The organism is Paraburkholderia sp. MM6662-R1 (assembly GCF_050436245.1).
Lineage (GTDB): Bacteria > Pseudomonadota > Gammaproteobacteria > Burkholderiales > Burkholderiaceae > Paraburkholderia > Paraburkholderia tuberum.
Window position 1 is genome coordinate 2,755,129 of record NZ_JBNDLV010000004.1, and the last position, 18,126, is coordinate 2,773,254.

Genomic DNA, 18,126 nt, shown 5'->3' on the forward strand with positions numbered 1-18,126 from the left:
CGCCGTATCAGGGCCTGCCGCCATCCAGCGCCGTGAGGATCTGATGCGCGGCGCTCACGCGCGCTTCGTTCGGGAAATTGCGATTGGCGAGCATCACGATACCGATGCGTTTTTGCGGCACGAACGCGACATACGCGCCGAAGCCGTTGGTCGATCCGGTCTTGTTGATCCAGACGTTCTGCTGCGGCGGCAGCGGCGGTTTGATTGCGGTCGACGGCGTGCCGTTGAGGACCATCTCCGGCGAATTGCCGGCCAGCAAGGTCGGCAACGCGACCGGATACGGGTACTGCTCCCAGATCAGATCCTGAGTCAGCACCCCGGCCTGGAAGTAGCCGGTATGCGTGTCCATGATCGCGCGCTGCCACTGACTGTCGAGCGGAATCAGGTTCATGTTGGCCTGCACGTAACGCAGCATATCCGCGGCGGTCGACTTCACCCCGTACGCTTCGGCGGAAATCACGCCGCCCGTCAGGCGGATCGGCGCGCCGTCTTTCGCATAGCCCTGCGCATAGTCCGGCATTTTCGCCGCGGGGACGTCGATGTAGCTGTTCTTCATGCCGAGCGCCGGAAACACGCGTTGCTGCATCAGCACGGTGAAATCCTGTCCCATGGTCTTCGCGGTGATCAGGCCGAGCGTGCCGATGCCGGGATTCGAGTAGGTGCGGAACGTGCCGGGCGCATGAGCGGGCTCCCAGTCGTGGAAGTACCGCAGCAATTGCGCGTCGTTATGGATGTCGTCCGGCACCTGGAGCGGCAGACCGCCAGGCGTGTGCGTGCCGAGGTTCAGCAGGCTGACTTTGCCGAACGGGCGGCCGCGCAGCGTCGGCAGATAGCGCTCCGTGCCGTCCGACAACGACAGCTTGCCGTCGAGCTGCGCATACGACGCGAGCGTCGCCGTGAAGGTCTTGCTGACCGAGCCGAGTTCGAACAGCGTATCGCGTGCGACCGGCTTGCCGGTTTGCGTCGATGCGACGCCGTAGTTGTAGACGTAGGGCTTGCCGTCGTCGATCACGCCGATCGCCATGCCGGCGATATGGTACTTCGCCATCAGCGGCCTGATCGCGGCATCGATGGTGGGTTGGAGTTGCGCGGCGGTGGGCTCGGCCGCGTGGCCGACGGGTGAGATCGCGCAGAGCGTGAACAGCGCGAACGTGGCGGTTGTTATCAGTTTGAGCGCTCGGGTTTTCATGGCAAACGGGTCCTCGGTCGGGGGAGTGTGAATCGGCAGATCGGCGATTCGGCTGAGGCAGCACTATCGGGCTTTTGCGAACCGATGGCAAACGAGGATATGTTGCGCGGGGGAAAAGAAAAAGTTGTAGGCCGCTACGCTGGTGAAACGGTGCGCCGCGCAGCGTGTGCGGCGTGCCGCTCACGAACATGGAGACGTCGACGGCGGCGCGCCGAAGAAGTTTGTGATCGACCCGCACGGGTTGTTGAAGGCGGCTTGAGTTTGATTGGCCGCTAAAGCGCTGCGTGACCTGCCGGGCACGCGGCACTTCTGTTCATTGATCAAGCCGCCATCACTGGCGCACCGGATAGCGAAGGCACCTGCTTGCGACGCTCGCGCGTCGGCGCGGTGCCGAACGCATCGCGATAGCTCTTCGAGAAGTGGCAGGCCGACTGGAAGCCGCAGGCCATCGTGATGTGCATGATCGACATGTCGGTCTGCAACAGCAACTCGCGCGCGCGCCGCAGGCGCAGTGTCAGATAGTAGTGCGTCGGCGTCATGCCCAGATGTTCGCGGAACAGCCGTTGCAACTGCCGTTGCGACATGCCGGCGAGTCGTGCGAGTTCTTCGCGCGACAGCGGCTCCTCGATGTTGTTCTCCATCAGCGAGATCACTTCGAACAGCGATTTGTTGGCCGAGCCGAGCCGCGCGACGAGCGGCATCTTCTGCTGCGCGCTGGTGTCCCGCACGTGTTCGACGATGAACTGCTCGGCGATCTGCGTGACCCGAGCGGTGCCAACACGCGGCGCGATCAGGTTCAGCATCATGTCGAGCGGCGCGACGCCGCCGGTACAGGTCACGCGATCGCGATCGATCACGAACAGCTCTTTCAGAAAGCGCGTATCGGGAAACTCTTCCTTCAGCGCCGACATGTTTTCCCAATGAATCGCACACGCATAACCGGCCAGTAGGCCGCCGCGCGCGAGCGCATAGGTGCCCGTGCAAAGACTGCCCAGCACGCAGCCCATGCGCGCGAAACGGCGCAGCGCGGACAGATGCTCGGCGGTGGTGGAGCGCTGCACGTCGATGCCGCCGACCACGAACACGATGTCGGGTTGCCCGACGCATTCGACCGGCCCCGTATCGACGGATAACCCGTTGCTCGCCATGACCGGCCCGCCGGCGGGACTCACGATCGACCAGCGGTAAAGCGTCTGGCCCGTCAGATAGTTCGCCATCCGTAGCACTTCGATCGCGTTCGAGAAAGCGATCATCGTGAAGTTGGGGACCGGCATGAATGCGAAATGCGACAACGATGCCGTGCGATCGGTGGACATGGGAACGGTGATTCCTGATGTAAATGTCGCGTCGCCGTGGGGAGGGCGACTATCTGAATTCTGAGTATCAGGGCAACTACCGTGCCATCAGGCTAAACCCTTGGATACTGCGCACAAAGCCTGGAATAGCTAAGCAATCGACTGATGAAAGCATCCGCGCGGCACCGGAACAGCGCGGCGACGCCCTTGCAGCGCACCCGATCGGCGCAGGAATACTGCGTTGTAGTGCAGCGCTGAGCGCGCGGATCGCGCCGACTTGTCGAAACAGGTTGCGCATGGCGGAAAAGGCAAAGAACGCGTCTGAATTCGTAAATAGACGCGCCGGGCGACCGTCAAGAATAGACCCAGGGCAAAGCGGTAGCGCGATCCCGCCGGCAACCCGCAGCAGCCTGCCCGTCAACGATCTCACGGACCTTCCATGTCGAACCCGAATCCCTTCTTCGACGACTCGCTAGCGGCGCGCGATCCGGCGGTGCGCGGCGCCATTCTGAAAGGGCTCGAGCGTCAGCAGTCGCAAGTCGAGCTGATCGCGTCGGAAAACATCGTCTCGCGCGCGGTGCTCGACGCGCAGGGCTCGGTGCTGACCAACAAGTACGCGGAAGGGTATCCGGGCAAGCGTTACTACGGCGGTTGCGAATACGTCGACGCGATCGAGACGCTGGCGCTCGATCGCATCAAGCAGCTGTTCGACGCGAAGTTCGCCAACGTGCAGCCCCATTCCGGCGCGCAGGCCAACGGCGCGGTGATGCTCGCGCTCGCGAAGCCCGGCGACACGGTGCTCGGCATGTCGCTCGACGCGGGCGGCCATCTGACGCACGGCGCGAAACCCGCGATGTCGGGCAAGTGGTTCAACGCGGTGCAGTACGGCGTGCGGCGCGACACGATGCTGATCGACTATGAGCAGATCGAGGAGCTGGCGCAACAGCACAAGCCGACGCTGCTGATCGCCGGCTTCTCCGCCTATCCGCGCGCGCTCGACTTCGTGCGGCTGCGCGCGATCGCCGATGGCGCCGGTGCGAAGCTGATGGTGGACATGGCGCATATCGCCGGCGTGATCGCGGCGGGCCGCCATGACAATCCGGTCCCGCATGCGCACGTGGTCACGTCGACCACCCACAAGACCTTGCGCGGTCCGCGCGGCGGATTCGTGCTGACCAACGACGAGGAGATCGCAAAGAAGATCAACTCTGCCGTGTTCCCCGGCTTGCAGGGCGGCCCGCTGATGCACGTGATCGCCGGCAAGGCGGTCGCATTCGGCGAGGCGCTGCAGCCGGACTTCAAAACCTATATCGACAGCGTGCTCGCGAACGCGCGGGCATTGGGCGAGGTGCTCACATCGGGCGGCGTCGATCTGGTGACGGGCGGCACCGACAACCATCTGCTGCTGGTCGATCTGCGGCCGAAGGGGCTCAAGGGCAATCAGGTCGAACAGGCGCTGGAGCGCGCGGGCATCACCTGCAACAAGAACGGCATTCCGTTCGATACGGAGAAGCCGACCATCACCTCCGGCATCCGCCTCGGCACACCGGCGGCCACGACACGCGGCTTCGGCGTCAGCGAGTTTCGCGAGGTCGGGCGTCTGATCGTCGAGGTGCTCGATGCGCTGCGCGTGTCGCCCGAAGGCGATGCCGCAACCGAACAACGCGTGCGCCGCGAGATTTTCGCGCTGTGCGAGCGCTTTCCCATTTACTGAGTACGCGTGGAGCAAACGATGAGTCAACTGCACGAGAACAGCATCATCATCGACGGGCTGAACATTTCGAAGTTCGAGCGCTCGGTGTTCGAGGACATGCGCAAGGGCGGCGTGACCGCGGTGAACTGCACGGTGTCGGTCTGGGAGAGTTTTCAGAAGACCGTCGACAACATCGCCGAAATGAAGCAGCAAATCCGCCAATACAGCGAGATCCTCACGCTGGTGCGCACCACCGACGACATCTTCCGCGCCAAGAAAGAGAACAAGACCGGCATCATCTTCGGCTTCCAGAACGCGCATGCGTTCGAGGACAACCTCGGCTATATCGAAGCGTTCAAGGATCTCGGCGTCAACGTGGTGCAGCTTTGCTACAACACGCAGAACCTGGTCGGCACCGGCTGCTACGAACGTGACGGCGGTCTGTCCGGCTACGGGCGCGAAGTGATTCAGGAGATGAACCGCGTCGGCATCATGGTCGATCTGTCGCATGTGGGCGGCAAGACGTCGTCAGAGGCGATCGCGGCGTCGAAGAAGCCGGTGTGCTATTCGCATTGCTGCCCGTCCGGGCTCAAGGAGCATCCGCGCAACAAGACCGACGAGCAGCTGAAGGAGATCGCGGACGCGGGCGGCTTCGTCGGCGTGACGATGTTCGCGCCGTTCCTGAAGCGCGGACCGGATGCGACCGTCGAGGACTATATCGAGGCGATCGAGTACGTGGTGAACCTGATCGGCGAGGACCAGGTGGGGATCGGCACGGATTTCACGCAGGGCTACAGCACCGAGTTTTTCGACTGGATCACGCACGACAAGGGCCGTTATCGACAGTTGACGAACTTCGGCAAGGTCGTGAATCCCGAAGGCATTCGCACGATCGGCGAGTTTCCGAACCTGACCGCCGCGATGGAACGCGCCGGCTGGAGCGAGACGCGCATCCGCAAGATCATGGGCGAAAACTGGGTACGGGTGTTCGGCGAAGTCTGGACGGTGTGAGCTTTACCCCTTCTTTTATAGCGGATAAAAACGGAGCCTTCCCATGCAACCGCAACTGCCTATCGACGTCGATCCCGACACCGGCGTCTGGACCACCGACGCGCTGCCGATGCTGTACGTGCCGCGCCACTTCTTCACCAACAACCACGTCGCCGTCGAGGAAGCGCTCGGCCGAGATACGTACGCCGGGATTCTCTACAAGGCCGGTCACAAGTCCGCCTATTTCTGGTGCGAGAAGGAAGCGAAGCAACATGGTCTTGCCGGCATGGCGGTATTCGAGCATTACCTGAACCGTCTGTCGCAGCGCGGCTGGGGCATCTTCAGGATCATCGAAGCCGATCCGGCCAGCTCGCGTGCGCGGATCGAATTGCGGCACTCGTCGTTCGTGCTCGCGCAACCGGGCAAGACCGGCAAGCTTTGCTACATGTTCGCCGGCTGGTTCGCGGGCGCGATGGACTGGGTCAACGATACCGCGCCCGACGGCGCGCGCAAGGGCCCGCCGTCGCAGTCGAAAGAAGCACGCTGCGCGGCGGAGGGACACGAGCACTGCGTGTTCGAAGTCTCGCCGCTCGCGTCAATCTAATCCGGGCATTCCGAGGTCGATCGCGATGCGTTACCCGAACCTTTTCAAGCCGCTCACGTTGAACCAGCTGACGCTGCGCAATCGCATCGTCAGTACCGCGCACGCGGAGGTCTATGCGGAGCCGGGTGGCCTGCCCGGCGACCGTTATATCCGCTACTACGAGGAAAAGGCGAAGGGCGGAGTCGGACTCGCCGTGTGCGGCGGTTCGAGCCCGGTGTCGATCGACAGCCCGCAAGGCTGGTGGAAGTCGGTGAATCTCGCCACCGACCGGATCGTCGATCCGCTCGCGCGGCTCGCCGAAGCGATGCATGCGCATGGCGCGAAAATCATGATTCAGGCCACCCACATGGGACGCCGCTCGGCGTTTCACGGCGAGCACTGGCCGCATCTGATGTCGCCGTCGGGAGTGCGCGAGCCGGTGCATCGCGGCAACGCGAAGATCATCGAGGTCGAAGAGATCCGCCGCATCATCGGCGACTTCGCGGCGGCCGCGAAGCGCGTGAAGGATGCGGGCATGGACGGCATCGAGATCTCGGCGGCGCACCAGCATCTGATCGATCAGTTCTGGAGCCCGCGCACCAACTTCCGTACCGACGAATGGGGCGGCTCGCTCGAAAACCGCCTGCGTTTCGGCGTCGAAGTGTTGCAGGCGGTGCGCGCGGCGGTGGGTGCCGACTTCTGCATCGGCCTGCGCATGTGTGGCGACGAATTCCACGAAGATGGGCTCGATCACGAGCAGCTGAAAGAGATTGCCCAGGCGATGAGCGAGACCGGTCTGATCGACTATCTCGGCGTGATCGGTTCCGGCGCGGACACCCACAATACGCTCGCCAACTGCATGCCGCCGATGGCGCTGCCGCCCGAGCCGTTCGTGCATCTCGCGGCCGGCATCAAGCAGGTCGTCAAGGTGCCGGTGATGCACGCGCAAAGCATTCGCGACGCCGGCCAGGCCGAGCGCTTGCTCGCGAGCGGCATGGTCGATCTGGTCGGCATGACGCGCGCGCAGATCGCCGATCCGCATATGGTCATCAAGATCCGCGATGGCCGCGAGGACGAAATCAAGCAGTGCGTCGGCGCGAACTACTGCATCGACCGTCAGTACAACGGGCTCGACGTGCTGTGCGTGCAGAACGCGGCGACCTCGCGCGAAGCGACGATGCCGCACGTGATCGCCAGGTCGCGCGGGCCGAAGCGCAAGGTCGTGGTGGTCGGCGCGGGGCCGGCGGGGCTCGAAGCGGCGCGCGTCGCGAAGTCGCGCGGTCACGACGTGGTGCTGTTCGAACAGAACGATCACGTGGGCGGCCAGATCATGCTGGCGGCGAAAGCGCCGCAGCGCGAGCAGATGGCGGGCATCGTGCGCTGGTTCGACATGGAGACGAAGCGCCTCGGCGTGGACCGCCGCCTCGGTGTCGCCGCCGACGAGCGGACCATCATGGCCGAGAAGCCCGACATCGTCGTGCTCGCCACCGGCGGTTCGGCGTTCACGTCGCAGGTCGCGGCGTGGGGCGTCGACGCGGGGCTCGCGGTCAGTTCGTGGGACGTGCTGGCCGGCAAGGTCGAGCCGGGCAGAAACGTGCTCGTGTACGACGGCGTCAGCACGCATGCCGGCGCGGGCGTCGCCGATTTCATCGCGAGCCGCGGCGCCAACGTGGAGATCGTCACGCCCGACGTGAAGGTCGCCGACGACGTCGGCGGCACCACGTTCCCGATCTTCTATCGCCGTCTGTACGCGCAAGGCGTGATCCATACGCCCAATTACTGGCTCGACAGGGTGTACGAGGAGGACGGCAAGAAGATCGCCGTGATCCGCAACGAGTACACCGAGGAGCAGGAGGAGCGCGCGGTCGATCAGGTGGTGATCGAAAACGGCAGTACGCCGAACGACCGGCTTTACTGGCAGCTGAAGCCTGAATCGGTCAATCGCGGCCAGATCGACGTGCACAAGCTGTTCGCGTCCGAACCGCAGCCGTGTCTCGACGAGCAACCCGGCAACGGCCGCTTCCTGCTGTTCCGGGTCGGCGACTGCATCTCGATGCACAACATTCACGGCGCGATCTACGATGCGCTGCGCCTTTGCAAGGATTTCTGACGATGAGCCCCGTGTTTGTCATCACCGTCCTGCTGTGGGTGTCGGTGGCCGGTCTCGCGTTCGCGCTGGCGCGCCGCGCCGCCTACTGGCGCGAGGGCCGTGCGACCGTCGCGGGCGCCTATGGCTGGGCCAATCTGCTCGCGATCCCGAAGCGTTACTTCGTCGACCTGCATCATGTGGTCGCGCGCGATCCGTATATCGCCCGCACGCACGTTGCCACGGCGGGCGGAGCGATCCTCGCGATGGCGCTCGTGTTCGTCAACTACGGTCTCGCGATCTACTCGCCGTGGCTGGACAAACTGATCTTTCTCGCCGCGCTGGCGATGCTGATCGGCACGGTGTTCGTGTGGCGCCGCCGGCATGGCGCGAAGACGGTGCCGGCGCGACTCTCGCGCGGCCCGTGGGATCAGTTGCCGTTGCTACTGGGCGCGTTCGCGCTCGGTCTCGCGCTGTTCATCGCGCTTCCGGCGACGATGATGTCCGGTGCGCTCGCGGTGATCGTCGCGCTGCTGATCGCGGCGGGCGCGTTCACGATGACGTTCGGCGCGGCGCGTGGCGGCCCGATGAAACATGCGTTGGCCGGACTGCTGCATCTCGCGTTTCATCCGCGCCAGGAGCGCTTTGCCGATTCCACCGCAGCGCGTCACGCTGGCGATGCCGTGCCGCCCACCGCGCTTAAAACCCCGCTGCTCGACGCAAAGGAATACGGCGTCGGCAAGCCGGTCGAATTCCGTTGGAACCAGTTGCTCAGCTTCGACGCCTGCGTGCAATGCGGCAAATGCGAAGCGGCGTGCCCCGCGTTCGCGGCCGGTCAGCCTCTCAATCCGAAGAAGCTGATTCAGGATCTGGTAACCGGCATGGTCGGCGGCACCGACGCGCAGTACGCAGGCAGCCCGACGCCCGGCATTCCGGTCGGCAAGCACGCGGGCGCGCCCGGCAAGCCGCTGATCTCGACGCTGATCGAAGCGGACACGCTGTGGTCCTGCACGACCTGCCGCGCCTGCGTGCAGGAGTGCCCGATGCTGATCGAGCACGTGGACGCGATCGTGGACATGCGCCGCAATCAGACGCTCGTCGAAGGCAGCGTGCCGGGCAAGGGGCCGGCGACGCTCGCGAATCTGCGCGAAACCGGCAGCCTCAACGGCTACGACATCGGCGCGCGCTACGACTGGGCCGTCGATCTGCAGGTGCAGGTCGCGCAGCCGGGCCGTCACGTGGACGTGCTGCTGATCGCCGGCGAAGGCGCGTTCGACATGCGCTATCAGCGCACGCTGCGCGCGCTCGTCAAGGTGCTGAACCGCGCGGGCGTCGATTACGCGGTGCTGGGCGGTGTGGAGACCGATACCGGCGACACCGCGCGGCGGCTCGGCGACGAAGCGACGTTCCAGCAACTGGCCCGTACGCTGATCGGGACGCTCGCGCAGTACTCGTTCGCGCGCATCGTTACCGCCGATCCGCATGTGCTGCATAGCCTGCGCAACGAGTATCGTGCGCTCGGCGGGATCTATCAGGTCCAGCATCACACGGCGCTGATCGACGAACTGATCGCGAGCGGCAAGCTGTCGCCGCGCGCGGCCGCCGCCGTCGCGGCGCGCAACATCACGTATCACGACCCGTGCTATCTGGGCCGCTACAACGGCGAGACGGAAGCGCCGCGCCGGGTGCTGAAGAGCATCGGCATCAAGGTGGTCGAGATGGAGCGTCACGGCCTGCGCGGACGCTGCTGCGGCGGTGGTGGCGGCGCACCGCTGACCGATATTCCCGGCAAACGGCGGATTCCCGACATCCGTATCGACGACGCGCGCGCGAGCGGCGCGGAGATCGTCGCGGTCGGCTGTCCGAATTGCACCGCGATGCTCGAAGGGGTGGTGGGGCCGCGACCGGAAGTGCTGGACGTGGCCGAACTGGTCGCCGCGGCGCTGGAGTAACGCGATGATGAATACGCTCAATCGAATCGATCCGCGCCGGCCGTTCACGGTGACGGCACAGGGACTCAGGCGCATCACGCTCGGCGTCGTTGGCATCGCGGACGCCGGCGGCAGTGCGTCGCTGGCTGATGCGCGTCACGCCGCGCATCGCGAACAGCCGAAGCCGCGCCGCACGACGGCCGCGCCGCGCCATGTGCTGCTGGTCGCGGCGCACGCGGAGCGCGGCGCGCTCGATGAACATGCGCGCCAGACGCTCGCGGCCGCCGCGCTGATCGCGGACACGCACAGCGAAGTCGTGCTGCTGGTGTTCGGCGAATTCACCGGCGATGCCGCCGCGCTCGGCGCCGACAAGCTGATCGAATTGCCGATGTTCGATCGCCGCACGTACGCGCCGGACGATGAACTGAATGCGCTGGCGGCCTGCGTCGCGGCCTATGCGCCAGCCCATGTCTTGCTGCCCGACAACGCGACCGGCGACGGCGACCTCGGCCGCCGCTATGCGGCGGCGGCCGATGCAAGCGTCGCGACGCACGTCGTCGAGATCTCTGCCGGGCACGTGTGCACCTATATTCGCGCGAATTCGGCGCTCGCCAGCCGCGCGCTGCCCGAGGTCGTGCTGCTCGAGCCGAATGCGGTCGATCCGAAGCTGCCGTTCGTCGGCGCGGGCGAGCGGGTCGCGTGGCGCTTCGAGCGCGAAGCGGACAGCACGGTCGCGCAACGCGCGATATGCGATCTCGGCATCGACAAAATCGACGCCGCGCAGGTCGCGCTGGAAGAGGCGGATTTCATCGTGTCGGCGGGCAACGGCGTCAGCGACGTGCCCGCGTTCGAGCGACTCGCGACGACCCTCGGCGCGGCGATCGGTGCCAGCCGGGTTGCCGTCGACGACGGCAAGTTCACGCGCGACAAGCAGATCGGCGCGACCGGCAAGACCGTCGAGGCGAGCGTGTATATCGCGTTCGGCATCTCGGGGGCGGTCCAGCATCTGCAAGGCATCAAGGATTGCCGCCATGTGATCGCGGTGAATCTCGACGCGAGCGCGCCGATCGCGAAGCGCGCGAATCTGACCGTGATCGCCGACGCGCAGGACACCATCGCGGCGCTCAACGAGGCGGCGGCCGCGGCGCGCGGTGCCCGCGCCACCTCGGCCGCGCTGCTGCGGCCGGGCAAGCTTGCCGAAGGAGTGCTCGCATGAAGATCGCCGTGCTGGTTTCAGTCGGACGTCACCCGGTCAGCGGCGTCGCGCGCTACAGCCGCAACGATGCGGCGGCGTTGACGCTGGCGCTGTCGCTCGTCAGAACGCATGGCGCGACGCTCGACGTGCTGCACGCGGGCGATCCGTCGAACGCCGCGTTGAACGAATATCTGGCGCTCGGCGCGCGTTCGGTCGAAGTGCTCGAGATGCCGCCCGACGCCGATCCTGCGTCGCAACTCGCCGGGCGTTTGCGTGGCTACGAACTGGTGCTGACCGGCACGCGCGCCGAAGGCGGTTTCGATAGCGGCATGCTGCCGTATCGCGTCGCGCATGCGCTGGCGGTGCCGCTCGTCGGCGCCGCCGTCGATCTGGCGCTGCGCGACGGTCGAGCGCAGGTCCGGCAGTTCATGCCGAAGGGCCTACGACGGCGCGTCGAAGTGCGGCTGCCGGCATTGGTTGCCGTGCATCCGCTCGCGAACGTCGCGACGTCGTACGCGTATGCACGAATGCGCGAAGGCACGATCGAGCGCGCCGTCGCGCCGGTCGCCGACGCGCGGCACGGCACCACTCCCGAACAGTCCGCATGGACGATCGGCCCCGCCACAGCGAAACCGGTGCGCCTCGCCGCCGCCGAAAAGCGCTCGGGCCACGCGCGCATGCTGTCGGCGACGACGACCGAGAGCCGCGGCGGCAGCGTCGTAATTGAAGGGAGTTCCGTCGAAAAAGCACAAGTGATACTCGCGTATTTGCGCGAGCATCAACTGGTGGATTACTGAATTCCGGCTCGGGCCAGCATGCGACCAGGAGGGCCTGGCGCGGCGCCAGACGTGACACGCAACGGAGCAAACAATGAAAGTTTCCGCAGACGTTCGCGCAATGATCGAACGCCGCAAGCAGAATTACACGCTGGAAGCGCCGTTCTATACGAGCGAGGATATTTTCGCGCTCGACATCGATGCGATTTTCCGTCGGCACTGGATTCAGGTCGCGGTCGAGCCCGACGTGCCCGAACCGGGCGACTATGTGACGGTCGAGATCGGCGACGATTCGATCCTGATCGTGCGCGACGACGACATGCGGGTGCGTGCGTTTCATAACGTATGCCGCCACCGCGGCGCGCGTCTGTGCAATACCGGCAAGGGCTCGCTCGGCAATATCGTCTGTCCGTATCACAGCTGGACGTATAGCCTCAATGGCGACCTGATGTTCGCCGAGCACATGGGCGAGCAGTTCGAGCGCTGCAAACATAGTCTGAAAGCGGTGCATGTCGAAAATCTCGCCGGATTGATTTTCATCTGCCTCGCCGAGCGGCCGCCCGCCGATTTCGCCCTGATGCGCGCCGCGATGGAACCGTATCTGTTGCCGCACGATCTGGCCGGCTGCAAGATCGCCGCGTCGATCGACATCATCGAGCAAGGCAACTGGAAGCTGACGATGGAAAACAATCGCGAGTGCTATCACTGCGTGGCGAACCATCCGGAGCTGACCATCTCGCTGTACGAATACGGTTTCGGTTATCAGCGCACGCCGGCGAACGAGGAGGGCATGGCCGCGTTCGAGACGACGGTCGCGCGCCGCACCGCGCAGTGGGAGGCGATGCAGTTGCCGTCGGCGGAAATAGAGCGGCTCGCCGACCTGGTCACCGGGTTTCGTACGCAACGTCTGCCGCTCGATCGCGACGGCGAATCGCAGACACTCGACGCGAAGGTCGCCTCGAAGAAGCTGCTCGGCGGTTTGAAGCATGCGGATCTCGGCGGCCTGTCGTTCTGGACCCAGCCGAACTCGTGGCATCACTTCATGAGCGACCACATCGTCAGTTTCTCGGTGATTCCGCTGTCGGCCGGCAAGACGCTGGTGCGCACCAAATGGCTCGTGCACAAGGACGCGCGCGAAGGCATCGATTACGACGTCGACAATCTGACCGCCGTATGGCGCGCGACCAACGACCAGGATCGCGCGCTCGTCGAATATTCGCAGCGCGGCGCGACGAGCAGCGCGTATGAGCCGGGTCCTTATTCGCCGTTCACCGAAGGACTCGTCGAAAAGTTCTGCGAGTGGTATATCGGCCGTCTCGCGGATTACGACGCGAACCCACGGGCGGTGCACGACGAGAAAGTCGTGTCGTTCGTGCGCTGAGCGCAAGACCGCAATGAGGAGCGGGGGGACAACCATGATGCGCGATCAGGCCATGTTTCAAGCGGACATCGAGCAGACTTCGCAGAATCCGGCTGACGCGCCGAGCCGCGTCACGCAGCCGCGCTTCTGGGACGCGCTGCCGGCGCGCTGGAACAGCGACGCCGACGACACGCTGGAGTGCTGCCAGGTCCGCAGCGAAACGCACGACGTGAAGAGTTTCTTCTTTCGCGCGCCATCCGGTCGGGCGTTCGTGTTCGAGCCGGGGCAATTCATCACGCTGGAGTTGGAGATTGACGGCGAGCGCGTCAATCGCTGCTATACGATCTCGTCTGCGCCCACCCGGCCGCATACGATTTCGATCACCGTCAAGCGTGTGCCGGGCGGCCCGGTGTCCAACTGGCTGCACGACCATCTGCATGCCGGTATGCAGGTACGCGTGCTGGGCCCAGCCGGCGAATTCACCTGCGCGCGGCATCCGGCGCGCAAGTTGCTGTTTTTGTCGGCGGGCTCGGGCATCACGCCGCTGATGTCGATGAGCCGCGCGCATCATGAACTCGGCGAGGACAGCGATATCGTCTTCGTGCACAGCGCGCGCACGCCGGACGACATCATCTTCGCGCGCGAGCTCGATCTGATCGCCGCCAATCAGGCGCATTTCCGCACCGCGTTCGTCTGCGAACGCGTGGGCACGCGCACCAATTGGCCCGGCATCACCGGCTTTCTGACGCTGCCGCTGCTGAAACTGATTGCGCCGGATTTTCTGGAGCGCGAGATTTTCACGTGCGGCCCCGCGCCGTATATGCAGGCGGTGCGCAATCTGCTCGATGAAGGCGGCTTCGATCGCCAGCACTATCACGAGGAAAGCTTCTCGTTCGAGACCGTCAGCGAAGTGGCCGCGCAATTGGCCGAAGCGCATCTCGCGCACACGCTGAGCGATACGTGCGCGCCGGCCGAAACCGCCACGCGTTTCAAGGTGAGCTTTACGCGCAGTCATCGCGAGATCGAGTGCGGCGGCGGCCAGCATGTGCTCGATGCGGCGAAGCAGGCGGGCGTGCGGCTGCCGGCGTCGTGCACGCAAGGCATGTGCGGCACCTGCAAGGTGAAGCTCGTGTCCGGCGAAGTGGCGATGAAGCACGCGGGCGGTATCCGTCAGCGCGAGATCGATCAGGGCATGGTGCTGCTGTGCTGTAGCAAGCCGCTGACCGATCTCGTCGTCGACAAGTAATACGACTGATAACACCGCAAGAACACGGCAAACACTGGGCGGATTGGCGTGGATGTCGCATGCGGACAACTGCATGTCGAAAAACAACGCTACCCGGCAATTCTGGTTGGCGATTCTAAATACGCGATGTGCGGTTCGATGGCAAACGCGTCAATGGGCAGATGGATCAACGGGAGAACGTCGATGAGACTGATCGGAAAGGTAGTGGTGGCAAGCGCGTTGGGGGTGATGCTGGCGGCGGTCAGTGCGGGCGTGTCGGCCGATTCGAAACCGACCATCAAGATCGGTTACGTGGAGGGCTGGGACGATAGCGTGGCGACCTCGAACGTGGCCGCCGAGGTGATCGAAAAACGCCTCGGTTATCAGGTGCAACTGGTGCCGGTGGCGGCCGGCGTGATGTGGCAGGGCGTGGCGCGCGGCGATCTCGACGCGACGCTGTCCGCGTGGCTGCCGGTCACGCACGGCGCCTACTGGAACAACTTCAAGGACAAGGTGGTCGACCTCGGGCCGAACTTCAACGACGCGAAGATCGGTCTGATCGTGCCGGACAACGCGGACGTGAAGAGCGTCGGCGATCTGCAGGCGAAGAAGGCGGAGTTCGGCGCGCGCATCGTCGGCATCGACGCTGGCGCGGGCGTGATGCAGAAAACCAGCGAGGCGATCAAGGCCTATGGGCTCGACTATCAGCTGATGCCGAGTTCCGGAAGCGCGATGACCGCCGAACTGGCGCGCTCGGAGGCGGCCAGCAAGCCGATCATCGTGACCGGATGGAAGCCGCACTGGATGTTCGCCAAGTACAAGCTGAAGTTCCTCGACGATCCGAAGAAGGTATTCGGTGAAGCCGAGCACGTGGATAGCGTGGTGAATCCCGAACTCGAGAAAAAAGCGCCGACAGTGGTCGCGTTCCTGAAGAAGTTCCAATGGAAGCCGGGCGAGATCGACACGGTGATGCTGGCCACGCAGAATGGCGAAAAGCCGGCCGCAGCGGCCGACGCGTGGGTCAGCGCGCATGCGGACCGGGTGGATAGCTGGGTGAAGTAACTCGGCCACGCGTCGGCGCAGCACACGAAAACGCCGCTTTTCAGCGGCGTTTTTCTGTTTACCGCAGCACGACGGTGCGCTCGCCGTTGATGAACACACGTCGCTCGACGAACGCCTTGACCGCGCGCGCGAGCGTAATGCATTCGACGTCGCGTCCGGTCGTCAGCAGCCGTTCGGGGCTGTACGAGTGATCGACCGGTTCGACTCCCTGCTCGATGATCGGGCCTTCGTCGAGATCGTCGGTGACGAAATGCGCGGTGGCGCCGATTACCTTGACGCCGCGCGCATGGGCCTGATGATACGGTCTCGCTCCCTTGAAACCGGGTAGGAACGAATGGTGGATATTGATCGCGCGCCCGGCGAGCGCCCGGCTCGTTTCGGCGGACAGGATCTGCATGTAGCGCGCGAGAATCAGCAGTTCCGCGCCGGAGGTATCGAACAGCTCGAGCAGGCCGGCTTCCTGTTGTGGCTTCGTGTCGGCTGTAATCGGCAGATGATGGAACGGCAGGCCGTGCGCTCGCGCGAGCGGTTCGAGATCGCGATGATTGGAGCCGATGCCGACGATGTCCATCTTCAGTTCGCCCATGCGCCAGCGAAACAGCAGGTCGGCGAGACAGTGTTCGAGCCTGGAAACCATGATCAGGACTTTCGGCCGGCTCGACAGATCGTGGATCGCCCACGTCATCCGGAAGCGTTCGGCGATCGGCGCGAATTCCTGCTTCAGCGTGGCGATCTGCAGCGCATCGTCGCGATCGACGTGGTGAAACACGCAGCGCACGAAAAAGCGCTCGCTCAGTTCGTCGTCGAATACGGTGAGTTCGTCGACATAGCAACGATGCCGTTCGAGAAAGCCAGCGACGGCGGCAACCTGGCCCGCCGCGCTCGGACACGCGACGGTGAGAACCCCTTGAGCAGGACGGGAAATGGCGGACATAAGCTCTCCACATTGGACGATCAGGCGAGGCCGCGGGGTGCGGCGCGCATCGTCGCAGTAGAGCAAATCGGGCGATAACGCGGATAGAAGCTAACCGCCGTTGCGCTGGAATGGGAGCGCCAGGAGGATCGGCCGTGCTAATCCGCAGGCTCCGCCGCGAGCCTTCGCTTCAGCGTATCGATCAACGCGCGCACCTTCGCCGGCGGGTGACTCGTCGGCGGGAACACGGCCTGAATGCTCGCCGGTGCGCTCGCCCATTCGGGCAGCAGCCGGATCAGCCGTCCCGCCGCGACGTCGTCCGCGATCGAAAAATCCGTCAACAGACCGATGCCGCCGCCCGCGAGCGTCGCCGCGCGGCAGGCATCGGCCGTGTTGACGCGCAACGCGGACGCGCAACGCACGCTCGCGATCTTGCCGTCGACGTGCCGCAAATCGAGCGTCAACGGATGCGGCAGCACCGACAACGCGCAATAGGGCAGCGTCTCCAGCGCGGACGGCGTGCCCGGCATGCCCCACGTGCGCAGGAACTCCGGACTCGCGACGAGCCATTTGACGAAGCTGCCGAGCTTCACCGCGCGATAGTTGGAATCCGCGAGGCGACCAAGCCGGATCGCTACATCGATGCCATCGGCGATCAGATCGACGTAGCGGTCGCTGCTCAGCAGCTCGACGTCGAGCTGCGCATGCGTGCGGCGCAATTCGACCAGCGCGGGCGCGACGACGAGCGTGCCGTAGTCGTTCGGCGCACTGACGCGCAGCGTGCCGCGCACCGGCGAGGTTTCCCCGCCCAGCGCGTTCAGCGCGTCCTCGGTGGCGCGCAGAATCTTCACGCTCGCCTCGTAGAACGTGCGGCCCGCCTCGGTGACGCCGAGCCGCCGGGTGGTGCGCACCAGCAGGCTCGCGCCGACTTCCGCCTCGAGCCTCTGCATGTGCGTGCTGACCATCGTCTTCGCGAGCCCGAGCCGCGTCGCGGCGGCGCTCAGCGAGCCCGCGTCGATGACCGCGACGAAGATCGCGAGGCGGTTCAGGTTCACGTTGCGCACATCGGCCATGATCGATTGTCCATTCTCGCTTGACTGTGTTTCCCGGATTATCGGGCTTCCGCGCGACAGTGCCTACGCCTTATGCTGGGCGTGTCATTCAACGTATCCGGAGCCATCCATGCCCGCTGCCAGACCCACCGAGCCTATCAAGCTGTATACGACGCTGCTTTCAGGCCACGGTCATCGCGTGAAGCTGTTTCTGACGCTGCTCGATCTGCCGTTCGAGGTCATCGAGCTGAACATGAAGGCGGGCGACAACCGCAAGCCCGAGTACCTCGCGCTGAACCCATTCGGTCAGGTGCCGACGATTCAGGACGGCGAGCTCACGCTGTTCGATTCGAACGCGATTCTGGTCTATCTGGCGAAGCGCTATGGCGACGCATCGTGGCTGCCGGACGATCCGCGCGGCGCCGCGGCGGTGCAGCGCTGGCTGTCGCTCGCGGCTGGCCAGATCGCCTACGGGCCGTGCGCGGCGCGGCTCGTGACCGTGTTCGGCGCGCCGCTCGACCACCAACGTGCGAAGCAGATCGCCGTCAAGCTGTTCGACGTGATCGACGAGGAGCTTGCCGGTAAGCCGTTCGTGGCTGGCGCGAACGTCACGATCGCCGATATCGCCGCGCACACGTATATCGCTCACGCGCCCGAGGGCGGCGTGTCGTTGCAGCCGTATCCGAACATTCGCGCGTGGCTGCAGCGCGTGGAGGCACTGCCGCGTTTCATCGCGATGCCTTCGACGAAGGCGGGCTTGCTGGCGGCGTGATACG

General features: G+C 64.9%; 15 protein-coding genes. 11 read left to right on the forward strand and 4 right to left on the reverse strand.

Annotated features, from left to right (window positions below):
• Positions 1-7 precede the first annotated feature (7 nt).
• Both ampC and OKW39_RS42510 read right to left on the reverse strand, forming a co-directional pair.
• On the reverse strand, positions 8-1,189 hold the full coding sequence (ampC, locus tag OKW39_RS42505; RefSeq protein ID WP_429565424.1) for a class C beta-lactamase: 1,182 nt from the start codon (positions 1,187-1,189) through the stop codon (positions 8-10).
• A 320-nt stretch (positions 1,190-1,509) separates the two neighbouring features.
• Positions 1,510-2,505, reverse strand: coding sequence for a GlxA family transcriptional regulator (locus OKW39_RS42510; RefSeq protein ID WP_090810018.1), 996 nt, complete (start codon positions 2,503-2,505; stop codon positions 1,510-1,512).
• 418 nt (positions 2,506-2,923) lie between these two features.
• On the opposite strand from OKW39_RS42510, the gene OKW39_RS42515 reads away from it, so the two are divergent.
• The 10 genes from OKW39_RS42515 to OKW39_RS42560 all read left to right on the forward strand — a co-directional run bounded on the left by OKW39_RS42515 (position 2,924) and on the right by OKW39_RS42560 (position 15,385).
• Positions 2,924-4,198, forward strand: a complete 1,275-nt coding sequence (locus OKW39_RS42515) for a serine hydroxymethyltransferase (RefSeq protein ID WP_429565425.1) — start codon at positions 2,924-2,926, stop codon at positions 4,196-4,198.
• Between the two features lie 18 nt (positions 4,199-4,216).
• Complete coding sequence (locus tag OKW39_RS42520; protein WP_090810543.1) at positions 4,217-5,188, forward strand: dipeptidase; 972 nt, start codon at positions 4,217-4,219, stop codon at positions 5,186-5,188.
• A 43-nt stretch (positions 5,189-5,231) separates the two neighbouring features.
• Positions 5,232-5,771, forward strand: a complete 540-nt coding sequence (locus tag OKW39_RS42525; protein ID WP_429565426.1) for a DUF5943 domain-containing protein — start codon at positions 5,232-5,234, stop codon at positions 5,769-5,771.
• A gap of 25 nt (positions 5,772-5,796) precedes the next feature.
• Positions 5,797-7,860, forward strand: a complete 2,064-nt coding sequence (locus OKW39_RS42530) for an FAD-dependent oxidoreductase (protein WP_429565427.1) — start codon at positions 5,797-5,799, stop codon at positions 7,858-7,860.
• A 2-nt stretch (positions 7,861-7,862) separates the two neighbouring features.
• Positions 7,863-9,788, forward strand: a complete 1,926-nt coding sequence (locus tag OKW39_RS42535) for a (Fe-S)-binding protein (RefSeq protein ID WP_429565428.1) — start codon at positions 7,863-7,865, stop codon at positions 9,786-9,788.
• A gap of 7 nt (positions 9,789-9,795) precedes the next feature.
• Positions 9,796-10,983: an electron transfer flavoprotein subunit alpha/FixB family protein gene (locus tag OKW39_RS42540; RefSeq protein WP_429565517.1), complete on the forward strand. Its 1,188-nt coding sequence runs from the start codon at positions 9,796-9,798 to the stop codon at positions 10,981-10,983.
• Positions 10,980-11,759 (forward strand): electron transfer flavoprotein subunit beta/FixA family protein, encoded by a 780-nt coding sequence (locus OKW39_RS42545; protein ID WP_429565429.1) that lies wholly within the window; start codon positions 10,980-10,982, stop codon positions 11,757-11,759. The genes OKW39_RS42540 and OKW39_RS42545 overlap by 4 nt, the downstream gene beginning before the upstream one ends.
• Before the next feature lie 73 nt (positions 11,760-11,832).
• Positions 11,833-13,119 carry an aromatic ring-hydroxylating oxygenase subunit alpha gene (locus OKW39_RS42550; RefSeq protein ID WP_429565430.1) on the forward strand — a complete coding sequence of 429 codons (1,287 nt, stop codon included), beginning with the start codon at positions 11,833-11,835 and terminating at the stop codon, positions 13,117-13,119.
• 34 nt (positions 13,120-13,153) lie between these two features.
• Positions 13,154-14,344 carry a 2Fe-2S iron-sulfur cluster-binding protein gene (locus tag OKW39_RS42555; protein WP_429565431.1) on the forward strand — a complete coding sequence of 397 codons (1,191 nt, stop codon included), beginning with the start codon at positions 13,154-13,156 and terminating at the stop codon, positions 14,342-14,344.
• 183 nt (positions 14,345-14,527) lie between these two features.
• Complete coding sequence (locus OKW39_RS42560) at positions 14,528-15,385, forward strand: glycine betaine ABC transporter substrate-binding protein (protein WP_090810004.1); 858 nt, start codon at positions 14,528-14,530, stop codon at positions 15,383-15,385.
• A 58-nt stretch (positions 15,386-15,443) separates the two neighbouring features.
• On the opposite strand, the gene purU is transcribed toward OKW39_RS42560, so the two are convergent.
• Both purU and OKW39_RS42570 read right to left on the reverse strand, forming a co-directional pair.
• Positions 15,444-16,319, reverse strand: coding sequence for a formyltetrahydrofolate deformylase (gene purU, locus OKW39_RS42565; protein WP_184046876.1), 876 nt, complete (start codon positions 16,317-16,319; stop codon positions 15,444-15,446).
• A gap of 137 nt (positions 16,320-16,456) precedes the next feature.
• Positions 16,457-17,371 carry a LysR family transcriptional regulator gene (locus OKW39_RS42570; protein ID WP_429565432.1) on the reverse strand — a complete coding sequence of 305 codons (915 nt, stop codon included), beginning with the start codon at positions 17,369-17,371 and terminating at the stop codon, positions 16,457-16,459.
• Positions 17,372-17,480: 109 nt separating this feature from the next.
• On the opposite strand from OKW39_RS42570, the gene OKW39_RS42575 reads away from it, so the two are divergent.
• Positions 17,481-18,122, forward strand: a complete 642-nt coding sequence (locus OKW39_RS42575) for a glutathione S-transferase family protein (RefSeq protein ID WP_429565433.1) — start codon at positions 17,481-17,483, stop codon at positions 18,120-18,122.
• Positions 18,123-18,126 lie beyond the last annotated feature (4 nt).